The organism is Polynucleobacter sp. SHI8 (assembly GCF_027944005.1).
In the GTDB taxonomy this organism is placed as follows: domain Bacteria; phylum Pseudomonadota; class Gammaproteobacteria; order Burkholderiales; family Burkholderiaceae; genus Polynucleobacter.
The window spans coordinates 319,601-334,910 of record NZ_AP027204.1; the positions used below are offsets into that span (position 1 = coordinate 319,601).

The following is a 15,310-nucleotide window of genomic DNA, read 5'->3' on the forward strand; positions in this document are numbered from 1 at the left end:
CAGATTTGCTGATTGAGGATGCTATTGCGACTTCATGAGTCGCACGCGAAGATCACTCCCAAGAATTTGCTGATCGATAAATTCCCAAGCATTTTTATTTGGTAAAGATTCTAGAGGACCTATATTGGCTAGTCCTGATCCAAATCCCAGAAGCTGTGGAGCCAAATAAAGTAAGAGCTCATCCACACAGTTTTCACGGATGAGGGAGCCATTTAATTTGAAACCCGCTTCAACATGAACTTCATTAGCTTCATAGTTGGCCGCTAAGTGTTTAAGAACTGCGGGAAGGTCAACCTTACCATTTTGATTCGGAATTTCTATGACTTGTATATTCATGTCAATTAACGCCGACTTTTTTTCTCTCGATGGACTAGATTCAGAGGAGGCACAATAAATAATAGTCGCGCCGTTATGGAGCATGTGGGCATCCAGCGGTACATCTAATTTAGAATCAATGATTGCTCTTAAAGGTTGCTTCATGATGGGCACACCCCGAACATTTAGCTGTGGATTATCAGCAAGAACAGTACCGATACCGGTTAATAAGACATTGGCTTGAGAGCGCCACAGATGTCCATCAGCCCTTGCTTGTTCACTCGTAATCCACTGACTTTGACCATTCGGTAAAGCGGTAACACCATCTATACTGGAAGCCATTTTTAAGCGTACCCAGGGAGACCCCTCTTTCATGCGCTTCATAAAGCCCAAGTTCTGCATCATGGCTTGCAACTCAAAAAGACCAAAATGTACTTCAATTCCTTGGGCTTGAAGCTGTGCCACACCTTGACCACTCACAAGTGGATTAGGGTCTAATGTAGCGATAAAGATCTTTGCGATTTTTGCTTCAATTAAAGCATTGGTACAAGGAGGCGTTTTGCCATGATGACAACAAGGCTCTAAGGTGACATAGACCGTGGCCCCTTGAAGATTATGGCCCTGTTGCCTCGCATCTTGTAATGCCATGATTTCCGCATGATGACTGCCTACTACTTGAGTAAATCCTTGACCAATAATTTGGTTATTTTTTACGATGATACAACCAACCCTTGGATTAGGATCACTGACACCCCTTGCCTCTATGGCCAATTGCAATGCTTGGAGCATAAAGGATTGATCTTGAGTATCGAAAGTGCTCATCTTTATTTTTGATAGAGGGTTGGATCTACTACCCCTGCTTCCTTAAAGCCAGTTTGCCTGAGTCCACAGGATTCACAAATTCCACAGGCATATCCCTGTTCATTAGCTTGATAACAGGAAACCGTTTGAGAAAAATCAACACCCAATGAAATACCCGTTTGAATGATTTGTGCTTTTGTCATGGAAATAATCGGAGCATGAACTCTAACCGTATGATTCTCCACACCCACGCGTGTTGCAAGATTGGCAAGCGTTTCAAATGACTTGACATACTCAGGTCGACAATCTGGATAACCCGAATAATCAACCGCATTTGCCCCAAAGAAAATATCTGTTGCACTTAGGGCTTCCATCCAGCCTAATGCGCAGGAGAGCATAATCGTATTCCGGGCAGGGACATACGTAATAGGAATATTTTGATGAGGCGTGTTTGTTTTGGAAGTAGGTAATTCTAGCGCCATATCCGTTAGTGCTGAGCCACCAAAACGACGCAGATCTAAATCAATAATTTCATGACGAATGGCGCCGAGTTCGCTTACAATACGGCTAGCAGCATCAAGTTCTGAAGAATGCCTTTGACCATAGCGAAAAGACAAAGCATAGGGCGTGTAACCTAGACTTTTTACTAAAGCCAAAACCGTTGCAGAATCTAATCCCCCAGAAAGTAAGACAACTGCGCTGTCTCCAATTTTGCGCGGGGAGAACTGAGAAAAATCTGACATGAGGGTCATTACTTCAATTTAGCTAAGGCCGAGGCAGCATTTTCTGCAGCTTTGGTGTTTGGATAATTTTTGGTAATCGACTCTAAAGTTTTACGAGCATCTGACTTTTGACCAGATTCAATTTGGCAATTGGCAATTGTATTGAGAGCCTCTGGAACACGTTTATGTTCTGGATATCGTTTGATCAGAGACTGCGCAGTAGATATACCTGCTTTGTAATCTTTTTGAGCGTATTGGGTATTGGCTAGCCAATATTTAGCAAGTGGCCAATAAGGGCTACTCGGATACTTACTAATAAAATCAGAGAGGGATTTGTTAGCTTTACTTAAATCACCATTCTGAAAATCCTTCAGTGCCAAATCATAAGCATCTTTTTCACCAGGTTGAGAAGTTCCTTTGACACCCTCTATCTCTACATCTTGCGGCTCAAATTTTTGTAAGCGCGCATTGAGTTCTGTGTAGTAGCTTTTCAAACTTTCAGTGAGTTCTTCATGACCTTTCTTTAACTCTTCAATTTGACCGCGAAGCTCTTGGTTTTCCTGATTCAGTTTGTCGTTCGAAATCGATAATTCTAGAACTGCTTTTTGATTCGTTTTGAGGGACTCTGTAAGAACATTGATTTGTTTCCTTGCATCACCATCTTCAAACAGTGCCGCATGTGAAGTCCCAGTCAAGGACCCCAGGACCAAACCAATCATCCAATAACGTGTGTATCTCACGTAGAAAGTCACTAAGAAATATTATTTGATGTAAACAATATCAGCGCGACGGTTTTCAGCGCGTCCAGAATCATCAGGTGAAGTTGATTTAGGCTTTTCTTTACCGAAACTAACGGCTTCCATTTGTGATTCTGAAACACCTAGAAGACTGAGTAATTTACGTACCGCATCAGAACGCTTTTGACCTAAAGCTAAGTTGTATTCTGTAGTACCAGAATCATCCGTATTACCTTGAATCACAATTTTTTGACTTTTATTTGAATTCAAAAACTGAGCATGTGAATTAATTAACGATTGATCACTTGATTTAACCGTGTAACTATCAAAATCAAAGTAAAAACTTTTTTGGTAAATAGGGCTTGCAGGATCATTCCATGGCTCATTTGCATATTTGGAATCTGTGGAGCCGCTACCAGTTTTCTTGGCAGCTTCAACATCATCCAACTTAACACCGGAGGAACACGCACCCAGTCCAAGAGTAATGAGCGTGAGTACAGCTAAACTTGTGCGACGATTAAATAAATGCTTGAACATGAGATTCCCTTTAGCTTTAGAAGAGTGACTATTAGTATTTTAGTACATTTTTTTTGATCTTTGAAACACCTATTAATTTAAAAATGGTCCCCAAGCTGGTTCACGCACGACCGAACCAGGAATACTTAACACTTGTTTCACCTGACCGTCGACTGAAACTGCGGCAAGAACGGGTCTTCCATTGACACGAGTTGCATATAGTAAAAATTTACCATTAGCCGCAAAAGTAGGCGTTTCATCATAATTGGTTTGCGTCAAAGCAGTGACTTCGCCAGAACGCAACTCCATCAGCTGTAGACGAAAGCCTCCCGAGCGAGCAATGTAAGCTAAATATTTCCCATCAGGTGATAAGCGTGGACTTGTGGCGTAGGCATGCTTAAAGGTGACCCGTGTGGCATTTGCGCCACTTTCTCCATCTACACCCATGCGGTAAATTTGTGGAGAACCGCCCCGATCGCTAGTGAAATAAATCGATTTACCATCGGCTGAGAATTGAGGTTCCGTATCAATCGCAGAGCTTCTTGAAACTCTTTTTAAACCAGTACCATCCGCATTGAGGACATACACTTGGGTATTGTTGTCTCGTGACAAAGAGACCGCTAGTTTCGAGCCATCGGGTGACCATGAAGGGGCACTGTTATTGCCCTTTTCGTTAGAAAGAATAATGCGCTTACCAGTGGCTAATTCATGCACATAGATCACCGGCTTTTTACTTTCAAAAGAAACATAAGCTACACGTTTGCCATCCGGCGACCATGAAGGCGAAATAATAGGTTCTGTACTGGATAGTGCCTCACGTGGATTTTGACCATCAGAATCAGAAATCATGAGTTGATAGCGACCAGCGTTTTTAACAACATAAGACAAGCGAGTCGAGAAAATACCTCTCTCACCCGTTAAGCGTTGCACAATATCATCCGCAATGGCATGTCCAGCTTTGCGAAGATTATTGCGATCAACAGTAACGGTTGTGCCACCCAAGGATTGATTTTTTGCCACATCATACAAGCGATATTTCACTTCATATTGACCATTTTGCAAAGGCGTCACAGTCCCGATGGCCAAAGCTTGAGCACGACGCGAACTCCACATCGAAAAATCAGGCTTGGCATTTTCAGCTACTTCTGTTTCACCACGTTCTACATTTGCAAAATTACCGTTATTCGCAAGGTCTGAACGAACCACATCGGTCACAAAAGAAGGTAAGCCGGATTCATTTAAAAAACGGGTGATGGCGATGGGATATTGTGTTTGTCCGACTCCCGTAATCTCGATTTGCATTTGTGCAAAAGCATTTGAGCCAAGGCCCAAGAGAGCAAGAGTAGGTAATAACCAAGCAAGTATTTTTTTCATTTGTAATCCACGTTAAAGGAATTAATCTTTCGGTCTAAAAATAAGCATAATCGATTTTGGGACGGTACCATTTTCATCTTTGGGTAAGCTACCAGCATCATCAATTGCCCTTAATACCGCCGCATCCCAATCAGGTAAGCCACTTGATTTGGCTAGTCTTTTACTCAAGATTTTGCCGTCAGGCGCTAATTCCACTGCCACATTTGCGGCTGGATTACCATCCACCTGAGCGGCGTTGCCAAAAACAATTCGTGGTTTAATCGCTCGGCGCACTTTATCCGCATAACCTGGCGATGCAACTCCTCCAGTGCCAGTTCCAGAGCCTGTTGTACCACCCGATCCACCGCTTTCGGCGCCAGCATCAGCGCGCATTTTTGCAATCCTGTCTGCTCGTTCTTTTTCTTCAGCCGCTTTTTGTTTTGCATCGACTGGCGGAGCTTTTGGCTTTTCTTTTACCTCTTCTTTAGCCTTGGGTTTTTCTTTGGGGGGTTCTACTTTAGGCTCTGGCTTGGGTTTAACTTCTGCCTTGGGTTTTTCTTTTTCAACTGGTTTTGGGGGTGTGACTGGCTTTACTTCGACTTTTTTAGGTGGTTCGACTTTAGGTTCCACTTTTTTCTTTTCGATCACAATCTCAGCTTTTTCATCGATGATAGGCGCCACTTTTTCAATTGGCGTTGTTTCTATCACTTGGGGTGGGGAGTTATCCCATAACTCTACTTCTACTCCAGCGGGTGTAGAGCTTGTCTTCCAATTGAGGCCGACCATAAACATGAGAGCTAATAGACTATGCGCGGCTAGAGAGAGTAGAAAAGATTTTCTCGTTCCTGGTTCAGGGTGTTCCCACCGCGAATAGCGCATCGCCGGAGCAATAGCCATGACTTATTTACTCTTAACGGCTAAACCAACGCGTTTGACGCCGTTTTCTTTGAGTTGTGACATAACGTCCATGACGACCTCATAGCGAATCGACTTATCAGCTGCAATGACCATCGGTTGATCAGGGTTTTTGTCAGAGAGCTCACGTGCAAAGGCACCTAATTGCGTGCGCGTTAGCGTGCGAGTTGCGGCACCATTTTCATTCACTTTAATTTGCTCTTTTTCATTAATATTTAAAAATATCGGGGGTAATGGTTGAACTGTCGCGCCACCAACGCTTGGTAGATTCACGACCCCTGGATTAACAAACGGCGCAGTCACCATAAAGATGACAAGCAAGACCAACATGACATCAATATAGGGCACGACGTTGATGTCAGACATGGCGCGGCGACGGCCGCTGCGACTACTTCGTTGGATACTTGCCATGAGTTTGTCGTTGCAAAATATTAGTAAATTCTTCGATAAACGTCTCAAATCGAATCGCTAGACGATCAACATCAGAAGCACTACGGTTATAAAAGACGACAGCAGGAATCGCAGCAAAGAGACCAATCGCAGTAGCTACCAGTGCCTCTGCAATTCCTGGAGCAACACTTGCTAAGGTGGCTTGTTGCACATTGGCAAGGCCGCGGAAAGAATTCATAATCCCCCAAACCGTCCCGAACAAACCAATGTAAGGGGATACTGAGCCTACCGATGCTAAAAAAGGCAAATTAGATTCGAGTGAGTCCATTTCTCTTTGGTAGGTAGCTTTCATCGCGCGACGGGCTGGATCAATGTCTCTTGCTTTTAAAAATTCTTGCATCCCCGACTGAAAAATTCTTTCTAAAGAGTTGGCATAACTCTTCTGATTGCGCTGAGCTGCCTCGAGAAGTGTATTGAGGTCGCCACCTGACCAAAAGTTCTTTTCAAAATCTTCCGTAGCTCTTTTGACTGAGCCAAGTGCAAAGCCCTTACGAATGATGATAGACCAAGATGCAATCGATAAGGAAACCAGCAGTACCAAAATCAGCTGAACGACAATACTGGCATTCAGGACAAGGCTAATAATTGAAAGATCTTCGTGTTGCATGAGTGTATGAGTAATATTTAGTTAGATAGTGTTAAACCACAAAAACAGCGGAATTAATTGAACTTTCATGTGAAGTTTGAGCATGTTTTGTATCATATAGGATTGATTGGTATTTTATCCCTAATTCATGAAGGAATTGAAAGATGTTTGAAAGAAGTAAAAACCTCGCTATCACTGACCCCGCAGTATGGAATGCCATTCAATCAGAAAATCATCGTCAAGAGGCCCATATTGAGCTGATTGCCTCAGAAAACTATACTTCCCCAGCGGTTTTAGAGGCCCAGGGTTCACAATTAACCAATAAATATGCCGAAGGCTATCCAGGCAAGCGCTATTACGGCGGCTGCGAATTCGTGGATATTGCTGAACAACTGGCGATCGATCGCGTAAAAACCTTATTTGGCGCAGATGCTGCAAACGTGCAACCACATTGTGGTGCATCTGCGAATGAAGCAGTATTTTTGGCATTTTTGAAGCCAGGTGACACGATTTTAGGGATGAGCTTGGCTGAAGGCGGCCATTTAACTCATGGTATGCCATTAAATATGAGCGGTAAATGGTTCAATATTGTTCCTTACGGTTTAGATGCCAATGAAGCCATTGACTATGATGCTATGGAGCGCTTAGCTCGTGAACATCGTCCTAAACTCATTATCGCCGGTGCCTCTGCATATTCTTTACATATTGATTTTGCTCGATTTGCAAAAGTAGCAAAAGAAGTTGGAGCGATTTTCCTCGTCGATATGGCGCATTATGCAGGTTTGATTGCTGCTGGTGTGTATCCTAACCCAGTCCCGCATGCTGATATTGTTACCTCAACAACGCACAAGGGGCTGCGTGGCCCCCGAGGCGGAATCATCCTCATGAAGGCTGAACACGAAAAAGCGATTAACTCAGCGATTTTTCCGGGATTACAAGGCGGCCCCCTCATGCATGTGATTGCTGCAAAGGCTGTCGCATTTTTAGAAGCAGCGCAACCAGACTTTAAAGTGTATCAACAACAGACTTTAGATAATGCTGATGCACTAGCGAAGACTTTAGTTAGCCGTGGACTCAGAATTATTTCTGGAAAAACCCAGTCTCACGTGATGTTAGTTGATTTACGCGCCAAAAACATCACCGGTAAAGAAGCTGAGAGAGTTTTGGGTTTAGCACATATTACCGTGAACAAAAACTCAATTCCAAATGACCCTGAAAAGCCATTTGTGACGAGCGGCATTCGTTTAGGTTCGCCAGCCATGACGACGCGTGGATTTAAGGTTCCCGAATCCGTTCAGGTTGGAAATTGGATTGCCGACATTTTGGATCAACCGAATGATCAAGCCACGATTGATCGTGTGCGTTCTGAAGTTGAGCAGTTAACCAAACGCTTCCCAGTTTACGGAGCATAACTTACCACAATGCATTGTCCATTTTGCCCACATGAAGAAACTCAAGTCTTAGACTCAAGAGTTTCTGAAGACGGGCGGGCAGTTAGACGTCGTCGCCGTTGTGAAAAGTGTGACAAACGCTTTACCACTTACGAGCGAGTGGAGTTATCGATGCCTACACTCGTCAAAAAAGATGGCAGTCGTGTGGAATACAGTCGCGATAAAATCATCAGTTCGATGCGTTTAGCCTTAAGAAAAAGACCAGTATCATCGGATGCCCTAGATGCGGCAATTGCTCACCTAGAAGAGCGAGTCATCGGACTAGGCGAAAAAGAGATTCCAACCTCGCGGGTTGGTGAGATGGTGATGCGAGAGCTCAAACGACTCGATAAGGTGGCGTATATTCGTTACGCATCCGTTTATCGAAGCTTTGAGGATATTGAGTCCTTTGAGAGTGCTCTAAAAGAACTCAAGTAAGTAGATTGCTTAACCCTGAAGAGCAGCGAAGACACGACTAGTGATTTCGTCGACAGAGCCAGTGCCATGAACCTTTGAGTATTTGGGAGCTGCAATCTTGGCTTGAGGATCACCCTTCGTTGCCCAGGACGAGTAGTACTCAATTAAAGGCTTTGTTTGAGCATCATAGACATCTAAACGTTTACGCACAGTTACTTCTTTATCATCATCACGCTGGATGAGATCTTCACCGGTTACATCGTCTTTACCTTCCATTTTGGGAGGATTAAAACGGACATGATAGGATCTTCCGGAAGCAACGTGAACACGACGACCACTCATGCGTTCGATAATCGCCTCAAATGGAACATCAATTTCTACAACATAATCAATTGGCACACCAGCGTCTTTCATCGCTTGTGCTTGCGGAATGGTTCTTGGGAAACCATCAAATAAATATCCTTTAACGCAATCAGGCTGCATCAAACGATCTTTCACTAAACCAATAATGATGTCATCAGAAACTAGACCACCGGAGTCCATAATTTTTTTTGCTTCAATACCCAAAGGAGTACCTTCTTTTACAGCAGCTCGCAGCATGTCACCTGTGGAGATTTGAGGAATAGAGTATTTCTCGCAAATAAATTTTGCTTGGGTACCTTTGCCTGCGCCAGGAGCGCCTAATAAAATGAGCCGCATGATTAATTCCTTTTAAATTCGTTACAACATCATAACTTTATTTTTGATGCAATTGTGCCCATTTTAATTGGGCTAGTTTCAAATCTTCAGGGGTATCGATGCCAGGAGGCGGTGTTTCATGAAAAACCTGAACGTGTATTTTATACCCATTATATAAGGCTCGCAGTTGTTCAAGAGCTTCGATTTGTTCGATAGGTGCTGGGGGGAGATTTGCAAAATCTTGCAAAAAATGCACCCTATAAGCGTAAATACCTAGATGTCGTAAATAGGGGAATTGAGTATGTTGGACATCCCTTGCAAACGGAATCCCTGCGCGTGAAAAGTAAAGAGCTTCTGAGCGAAGATTACAAACTACTTTGACAACATTTGGATTGTTAACCTCGAAATGGTCCTCAATCTGCACAGCGGCAGTTGAAATCGCACACCCATGATTTTGTGATAGGGCTTGCGCTACTTGATTAATCAACTGGGGTGGGATAAAAGGCTCATCACCTTGCACATTCACTACAATCTCATCTTGAGCCAACCCCAAGAGTGATACTAGCTCACTCAGACGATCGGTGCCGGTTGGATGCGAGTCTTTGGTTTTGACCACCTCAATGCGATGTGCCTGACAAACGGCCATGATTTCATCACTATCGGTTGCCACCACCACCCGACTTGCAGCACTTTTAGCCGCTTGTTCCGCCACTCTTACCACCATTGGTGCACCACCAATATCCGCGAGTGGTTTACGAGGCAGGCGTGTAGAAGACAGTCTTGCCGGAATTACCGCAACAAATGGTGTCTCCATCAAATTAAGGATTCACAGCCGGCATGATTTGACGTGCCTGATCAATCAGCATCACAGCAATACCATCCTGAACCGGGAAGGCCAATTTATCCAAATCACAAATTAACTCATTTGCGACCTCATCAAGCGATAAACTGCCTTTACAGTTGGGGCAAACTAAAATATTTAAGTAACGTTTTTCCATGATGAGCTCGTTGGTTAGCGATGCAAAATTTCTCTGATGCAATCCATCATTCCATTTGGTATGACAGCCTCTAGAGGAATAACCCAAATTCTGTCATCCTGAAGATGTTGACATTTTACGGCATCTTTTTCAGTCATTAAAATTACATCTGTTGAGCTTCGTGGATATTGATTCCAGTTGAATGACGATAAATCCGCATGATCCTCAAGTGCTAGGCATTCAAGATCAAGACCTAAGTCTCTCAAGGGCTTAAAAAATTTCTCAGGAAAAGCAATACCTGCAACTGCTAAGATACGTTTACCTAGCCAATAGTTGAGATCTTGCTGGATTGAAGGGTTGATGAGTTGATAGGCTTGACGCATATAGCAAGCAATCTCAAAACTCTGTGGAGCCATTACAACATCATTTAAGTTAACATGATGTTCTGCACTATAGATTTTCATGTTTACGGTTAAATCTCTAGGCCTCGTTGTAGGTTCCCGAAGTGGCCCAGCGGGCAATAGTAATTCGTTTCCTTCGCCCCGATCATCACGCACAACGATTTCAATATCTTGACCACCATCCCTTGCCACCTGTCGTGCTAAAGCTAGATGTTGCAGCCCATCATCACTAATAATGACATTACAAGATGTATGTTTTTTAAGCAGATAAAGACCAGCCAAGTAACGATTCGAACCAATCCATACCGGAATCTGCGAAGACTGAAGTTGTTGAGCCATCAGAAGAGCTTCATCGCCAACCGCTAAAGCATGGTCAGTCGTGCATACTTCTTGAGTTTCATCACCCCGGAGTTGTGAACGATAACCACGCGTAATGACCCCTGGCTGAAATCCCTGTTGCGCAAGGGCTTTGGCTAAAGCGATGACGCAGGGAGTTTTCCCAGTGCCACCCACGCGCAGGTTACCCACAAAGATAACTGGCACAGGTAACCGATTACTCGTCAATACCTTGATTTTGAAAAGTAATTTTCTGACAGTAATGACAAGCCCATAGACGAAGGAAAGCGGCCATAGACAGTAGGAGAAGAGTCCCTTAGATTCCCAAAACTGAGGAGCTTGCAGTTGCATAGAATCAACTTACCTTTTTTTAGGCGTAGCCTGAGTATCTTGAGTTGCAAAAACAATATTGTTTAACCCCACTTGGCTAGCAATTTCGAGTACTTGCATGACCGCTTGATGAGATGCTTTAGCATCCGCCGAAATAACAACCCTAAGGTTATCGACATTAGCTTCATTATTTTGCATGGCTTGATTTTTGATAAGACTTATTTTTTCCGCTAATGCGGTGGTTTCCACCACGTTGCCATTGATAGCGTATTTACCATCCCGGCTGACCGCTACCCGAATCTCTTTGACGCTGGTGGCAGAACTTTCACCCGCAACACTAGGTAAAGTAATGGCAAGTTCTTGATACTGTGTGAAGGTTGTTGAGATCATCAAAAAAATCAAGATGACCAAGAGCACATCAATAAATGGAATTAAATTAATTTCTGGAGCCAGGTGAGCCATATCCAGGCGGTCAGCGTCGCTATTCTGAGGACTATCGAGAAGTGGTCGATGTTGGAGCATTATTGAGGAAACATATTTTTCAAAAGTACGCGCGTTGCCTCATTCAGTTCATGTGCCCGCGCATCTGCTAAATTGCGTAAATACCGCCAACCGGCAATCGCCGGAATCGCAATCAGGAGTCCAAAAGCGGTATTGTATAAAGCCATCGAAATACCCTGTGCCAATTGCTGGGGTGATCCATTAGCCCCTTGACTGCCAAAAATTTCAATCATGCCAAGAACCGTTCCAAACAAACCCATGAGTGGGGCAATGGTGGCAATGGTGGCGAGTGTACTGAGGTATTGATTCAGACGCACAAGGATCGGCGAAGCAGTATCACGCATCAGTTCTAAACATTGCAATTGACCCGCTTTGCTCATAAAAGCAGCAAGTCCTTGAGAGAGGATAATTCCTAGGGGTGAGGAATGGCCTAAATCCTCTAAATCAGAAGATTGCAGACTTTGTCCTACATGAATTTTTCTTAAATATGTAAGTGCTCGCTCTAAATCTTCCGTAGGAGAAAGTTTGTTTTTTCTCAAAAACCAAAGCCGCTCAAGGATGATTGCAAGACCAATCATAGAAATAAACAGGAGAGGCCAGATGGTCCACCCGGAAGCTGAAATAATTGTTAACATAATCACACTTTACTAGATTTATCTGTGGATAACCCTGTGCAAAACTTTTAAATAAAAAAAATTTAATCCTTGAAGATGTCATAAATCGGTGGTAAAAGAAACTCACTAAAATACAAATCCTATTTAAAAACAATTACTTACCATGTTAATACAAATTGATGTCAATTTTAATTTTCATTTTCCTTGTGTTTTCAAAGCCTGTGGACATTTTTACCCCTAAAACCCCTATAAAATCTACATTTACCCTTAAAAACTATGGAACTTAATAGCGAAATCCTGACGGTTGGCCAACTGAACGAGGCAATATCAGGGCTGATTAGTGCCTCCTTTGATACGCTTTGGGTAAGAGGGGAGATCTCTAACTTTAAAAGTTATCCCAGCGGTCATTGGTATTTCAAATTAAAAGATGAACAAAGCCAAATTAATGGGGTGATGTTCAAAGGAAGAAACTATTCCGTTGATTTTCAGCCAAAAGATGGCGATCAGGTCGAAGTTGCGGCGCAAGTAGGTTTTTATGCTGCCAGGGGCGATATGCAACTTACCGTCCAGCAAATGCGTAAGGCTGGGGCAGGAGCCCTGTTTGAAGCCTTCATGAAGCTGAAGGCTAAACTCGAAAAAGAGGGTCTGTTTGATGTTTCTCATAAAAAAGACATCCCCTTACATCCAAAAGCCATCGGTATCATCACATCTACTCAGGCAGCGGCCTTAAAAGATGTATTAACTACTTTAGCAAGAAGAGCAAGTCACATCCCAGTAATCATTTATCCAAGCCTTGTGCAAGGACCAGAGGCTGCACCGGGCATGATAAAAGCACTCGCACAAGCCCAAAAAAGCAATCAAGTCGATGTTATTTTATTGGTGAGGGGTGGCGGGAGTATTGAAGACCTATGGGCTTTTAATGATGAGCAACTAGCGTATGCCATTGCCAGCTCTACGATTCCTATTATTTCAGGTGTTGGGCATGAAACAGACTTCACTATTGCTGATTTTGTGGCTGATCTACGAGCACCTACTCCGACTGCCGCGGCGGAGATGGCAACCCCTGACCGTTTAGAATTACTGCGCCAAATTCAGGGATATGCCGATTTCATGCAGCGCATGATGAGACAAAAGCTCGAGCGAGAAGCACAACGCATTGATCAATTAAGTATGCGCTTACAACACGCCATCCCCAATCCAACACAAATGCGCCAGCGACAAAATCAGTTACAAGAACGTTTAACGCGTGTGTGGCAAGAAAAACTGCGTTATTGGCGTCAGCAACAAGAGCACTACCTGTTTCAGATTGAAACCCTCAGCCCACAACGTACTCTAGAAAGAGGGTACTCACTGATTCTGGATGAGACTATGGCAGTGCGTGACCCAAAAGATTTACATACGGAAAAAACCTATACAGTTGCCATGGCAAAAGGAAGTGCGCAATTGACGCTCAAGACCATTGAACTATCCTCTGATGAATAAACAGTGAAAACGGTAATAATTGTAAAAATATGCAAGCTTCAAAATATCTGCTTAAAATGAATTATTAATTGATTGATTTAACCCCTAGGAGAAGACATGGAACACGCATTACCAACACTACCGTATGCATTAGACGCTTTAGCGCCACACATCTCAAAAGAAACTTTAGAGTTTCACTATGGCAAACACCATCAGACTTATGTAACGAATCTGAATAATTTACAAAAAGGTACCGAGTTTGAGAGTTTAAGTTTGGAAGAAATCGTAAAAAAATCTACAGGCGGTATTTTTAACAATGCAGCACAAGTATGGAACCACACGTTTTACTGGATGGGGCTTAAGCCACAAGGCGGCGGCGCACCTACAGGTGCATTAGCGGATGCAATCAATGCTAAATGGGGTTCATTTGACAAGTTTAAAGAAGAGTTTACAAAATGTGCTGTTGGTACATTTGGTTCTGGTTGGGCATGGCTAGTGAAAAAAGCAGATGGTAGCTTAGATTTAGTATCTACAAGCAATGCAGGTACACCACTCACAACCGATGCAAAGCCATTATTAACCTGTGATGTATGGGAACATGCTTACTATGTTGATTACCGCAATGCACGTCCAAAATATGTAGAGTCTTTTTGGAATCTCGTGAACTGGGATTTTGCTGCAGCAAACTTTGCTTAAGTAATAGCTGCCGATCAACTAGGCATTAAGATCGGTTCTTGAGTTAAATCCACGCCATAAACAGCGTGGATTTTTTCTTTGATCAGGTTTGCTAAAACCAGCATTTCTTGACCGGTGCCGTTGCCATGATTGACTAAAACAAGAGCTTGTTTTTCGTAGACACCGACATTCCCTTGACGAAAACCTTTGAAGCCACATTGATCAATCATCCATCCCGCGGCCAACTTATAGAGCGTATCGCCATTGACAGAATCTCCCGCATAGGCAACCAGTTGCGGAAATTTTTCCTTAAGGGCTAAGTAAGTTGCTTGATTGACTTGCGGATTATGGAAAAAGCTTCCAGCATTACCTAAGAGCTCAGGACTTGGAAGTTTGTTACTCCGAATTTGGCAGACCGCTGTAAAAATCTCTTGTGCTGATGGTGTGGGTTGATGCAGGAAATAATTAGCAAGTTCAGCATATTGAAGATTGGCTTGCCATGCCTTAGGAATCGCAAAGCGCACTTGGGTAACGATATAACGATTTGGCACCTTTTTAAAAATACTCTGCCGATAGGTAAATTGACAGTCTTGACGAGATAAAGTCTGCCATGCCTGATCATCGCCCAAGTGGTGTAGATCAAGCACTTCAACAGAATCAATCCAAGTAGCCACTTCCGCACCATAAGCACCAATGTTCTGAATCGGCGCTGCTCCACAGGTTCCTGGAATTAAAGCCAGGTTTTCTAGGCCAGGAGAATGATTTTCAAGAGTCCAGGCCACAAACTCATGCCAGTTTTCGCCAGCAGCAACATCAATAAAGGTGTGAGTAGCCGATTGATGGATGATCGACTTCCCCAATAACTCAAGATGGATTGTCAGACCCGGTAAATCTTCTTTTAAAAGAACATTACTACCACCGCCGAGAATCTGAAAAGGCATTTGCTGGGAATTTGCGTACTCAAGTGCTTCAAGCAAATCTTGAGTATGATGAATACGAACAAATTCTTTTGCTTTGACATCAAAACCAAAAGAATTCAACGATTTGAGAGGAAAATTGAATAATATCTGCACAGAGAGATATTATTACTGAATT

19 protein-coding genes are annotated in these 15,310 nt (G+C 43.2%); 4 read left to right on the forward strand and 15 right to left on the reverse strand.

Features of this window, described 5'->3' with window-relative positions; genetic code table 11:
* Positions 1-21: 21 nt before the first annotated feature.
* From ribD to tolQ, 8 genes are all read right to left on the reverse strand, one after another.
* Positions 22-1,137, reverse strand: coding sequence for a bifunctional diaminohydroxyphosphoribosylaminopyrimidine deaminase/5-amino-6-(5-phosphoribosylamino)uracil reductase RibD (gene ribD / locus QMN06_RS01695; RefSeq protein ID WP_281970774.1), 1,116 nt, complete (start codon positions 1,135-1,137; stop codon positions 22-24).
* A 2-nt stretch (positions 1,138-1,139) separates the two neighbouring features.
* Positions 1,140-1,826 (reverse strand): 7-cyano-7-deazaguanine synthase QueC, encoded by a 687-nt coding sequence (gene queC, locus QMN06_RS01700; RefSeq protein WP_281971704.1) that lies wholly within the window; start codon positions 1,824-1,826, stop codon positions 1,140-1,142.
* 41 nt (positions 1,827-1,867) lie between these two features.
* Positions 1,868-2,533, reverse strand: coding sequence for a tol-pal system protein YbgF (ybgF, locus tag QMN06_RS01705; protein ID WP_281970775.1), 666 nt, complete (start codon positions 2,531-2,533; stop codon positions 1,868-1,870).
* Positions 2,534-2,599: 66 nt separating this feature from the next.
* Positions 2,600-3,112, reverse strand: a complete 513-nt coding sequence (gene pal, locus QMN06_RS01710; RefSeq protein WP_281970776.1) for a peptidoglycan-associated lipoprotein Pal — start codon at positions 3,110-3,112, stop codon at positions 2,600-2,602.
* A 72-nt stretch (positions 3,113-3,184) separates the two neighbouring features.
* Entirely contained in the window at positions 3,185-4,465 is a 1,281-nt protein-coding gene (gene tolB / locus QMN06_RS01715) for a Tol-Pal system beta propeller repeat protein TolB (protein WP_281970777.1), read from the reverse strand.
* A 21-nt stretch (positions 4,466-4,486) separates the two neighbouring features.
* Positions 4,487-5,341: a cell envelope integrity protein TolA gene (gene tolA / locus QMN06_RS01720; protein WP_281970778.1), complete on the reverse strand. Its 855-nt coding sequence runs from the start codon at positions 5,339-5,341 to the stop codon at positions 4,487-4,489.
* Between the two features lie 3 nt (positions 5,342-5,344).
* The gene (gene tolR / locus QMN06_RS01725; protein ID WP_281970779.1) at positions 5,345-5,770 is read right to left on the reverse strand and encodes a protein TolR; all 426 of its coding nucleotides are present in this window, start codon (positions 5,768-5,770) and stop codon (positions 5,345-5,347) included.
* The gene (gene tolQ / locus QMN06_RS01730) at positions 5,748-6,416 is read right to left on the reverse strand and encodes a protein TolQ (RefSeq protein ID WP_281970780.1); all 669 of its coding nucleotides are present in this window, start codon (positions 6,414-6,416) and stop codon (positions 5,748-5,750) included. Before tolQ ends, tolR begins: the two co-directional genes overlap by 23 nt.
* A gap of 143 nt (positions 6,417-6,559) precedes the next feature.
* On the opposite strand from tolQ, the gene glyA reads away from it, so the two are divergent.
* Both glyA and nrdR read left to right on the forward strand, forming a co-directional pair.
* The gene (glyA, locus tag QMN06_RS01735; protein WP_281970781.1) at positions 6,560-7,807 is read left to right on the forward strand and encodes a serine hydroxymethyltransferase; all 1,248 of its coding nucleotides are present in this window, start codon (positions 6,560-6,562) and stop codon (positions 7,805-7,807) included.
* 9 nt (positions 7,808-7,816) lie between these two features.
* On the forward strand, positions 7,817-8,263 hold the full coding sequence (gene nrdR, locus QMN06_RS01740) for a transcriptional regulator NrdR (RefSeq protein ID WP_281970782.1): 447 nt from the start codon (positions 7,817-7,819) through the stop codon (positions 8,261-8,263).
* 9 nt (positions 8,264-8,272) lie between these two features.
* Here the strand turns inward: nrdR and adk are convergent, their stop codons facing one another.
* The 6 genes from adk to QMN06_RS01770 are packed head-to-tail and all read right to left on the reverse strand — an operon-like array spanning position 8,273 to position 12,100.
* The gene (gene adk, locus QMN06_RS01745; protein ID WP_281970783.1) at positions 8,273-8,941 is read right to left on the reverse strand and encodes an adenylate kinase; all 669 of its coding nucleotides are present in this window, start codon (positions 8,939-8,941) and stop codon (positions 8,273-8,275) included.
* Positions 8,942-8,978: 37 nt separating this feature from the next.
* Positions 8,979-9,734, reverse strand: a complete 756-nt coding sequence (gene kdsB / locus QMN06_RS01750) for a 3-deoxy-manno-octulosonate cytidylyltransferase (protein ID WP_281970784.1) — start codon at positions 9,732-9,734, stop codon at positions 8,979-8,981.
* Positions 9,735-9,738: 4 nt separating this feature from the next.
* Positions 9,739-9,918, reverse strand: a complete 180-nt coding sequence (locus QMN06_RS01755; protein WP_281970786.1) for a Trm112 family protein — start codon at positions 9,916-9,918, stop codon at positions 9,739-9,741.
* A 14-nt stretch (positions 9,919-9,932) separates the two neighbouring features.
* Complete coding sequence (gene lpxK, locus QMN06_RS01760) at positions 9,933-10,985, reverse strand: tetraacyldisaccharide 4'-kinase (protein ID WP_281970787.1); 1,053 nt, start codon at positions 10,983-10,985, stop codon at positions 9,933-9,935.
* A 9-nt stretch (positions 10,986-10,994) separates the two neighbouring features.
* On the reverse strand, positions 10,995-11,486 hold the full coding sequence (locus QMN06_RS01765) for a biopolymer transporter ExbD (protein WP_281970788.1): 492 nt from the start codon (positions 11,484-11,486) through the stop codon (positions 10,995-10,997).
* Positions 11,486-12,100 (reverse strand): MotA/TolQ/ExbB proton channel family protein, encoded by a 615-nt coding sequence (locus QMN06_RS01770; RefSeq protein WP_281970790.1) that lies wholly within the window; start codon positions 12,098-12,100, stop codon positions 11,486-11,488. The genes QMN06_RS01765 and QMN06_RS01770 overlap by 1 nt, the downstream gene beginning before the upstream one ends.
* Positions 12,101-12,355: 255 nt before the next feature.
* Here QMN06_RS01770 and xseA point away from each other — a divergent pair, with 255 nt between their 5' ends.
* Positions 12,356-13,561 carry an exodeoxyribonuclease VII large subunit gene (xseA, locus tag QMN06_RS01775; protein ID WP_281970791.1) on the forward strand — a complete coding sequence of 402 codons (1,206 nt, stop codon included), beginning with the start codon at positions 12,356-12,358 and terminating at the stop codon, positions 13,559-13,561.
* Positions 13,562-13,657: 96 nt separating this feature from the next.
* Complete coding sequence (gene sodB / locus QMN06_RS01780) at positions 13,658-14,236, forward strand: superoxide dismutase [Fe] (RefSeq protein ID WP_281970792.1); 579 nt, start codon at positions 13,658-13,660, stop codon at positions 14,234-14,236.
* A 14-nt stretch (positions 14,237-14,250) separates the two neighbouring features.
* On the opposite strand, the gene murB is transcribed toward sodB, so the two are convergent.
* Positions 14,251-15,288: a UDP-N-acetylmuramate dehydrogenase gene (gene murB / locus QMN06_RS01785; RefSeq protein ID WP_281970793.1), complete on the reverse strand. Its 1,038-nt coding sequence runs from the start codon at positions 15,286-15,288 to the stop codon at positions 14,251-14,253.
* Between the last annotated feature and the right edge of the window lie 22 nt (positions 15,289-15,310).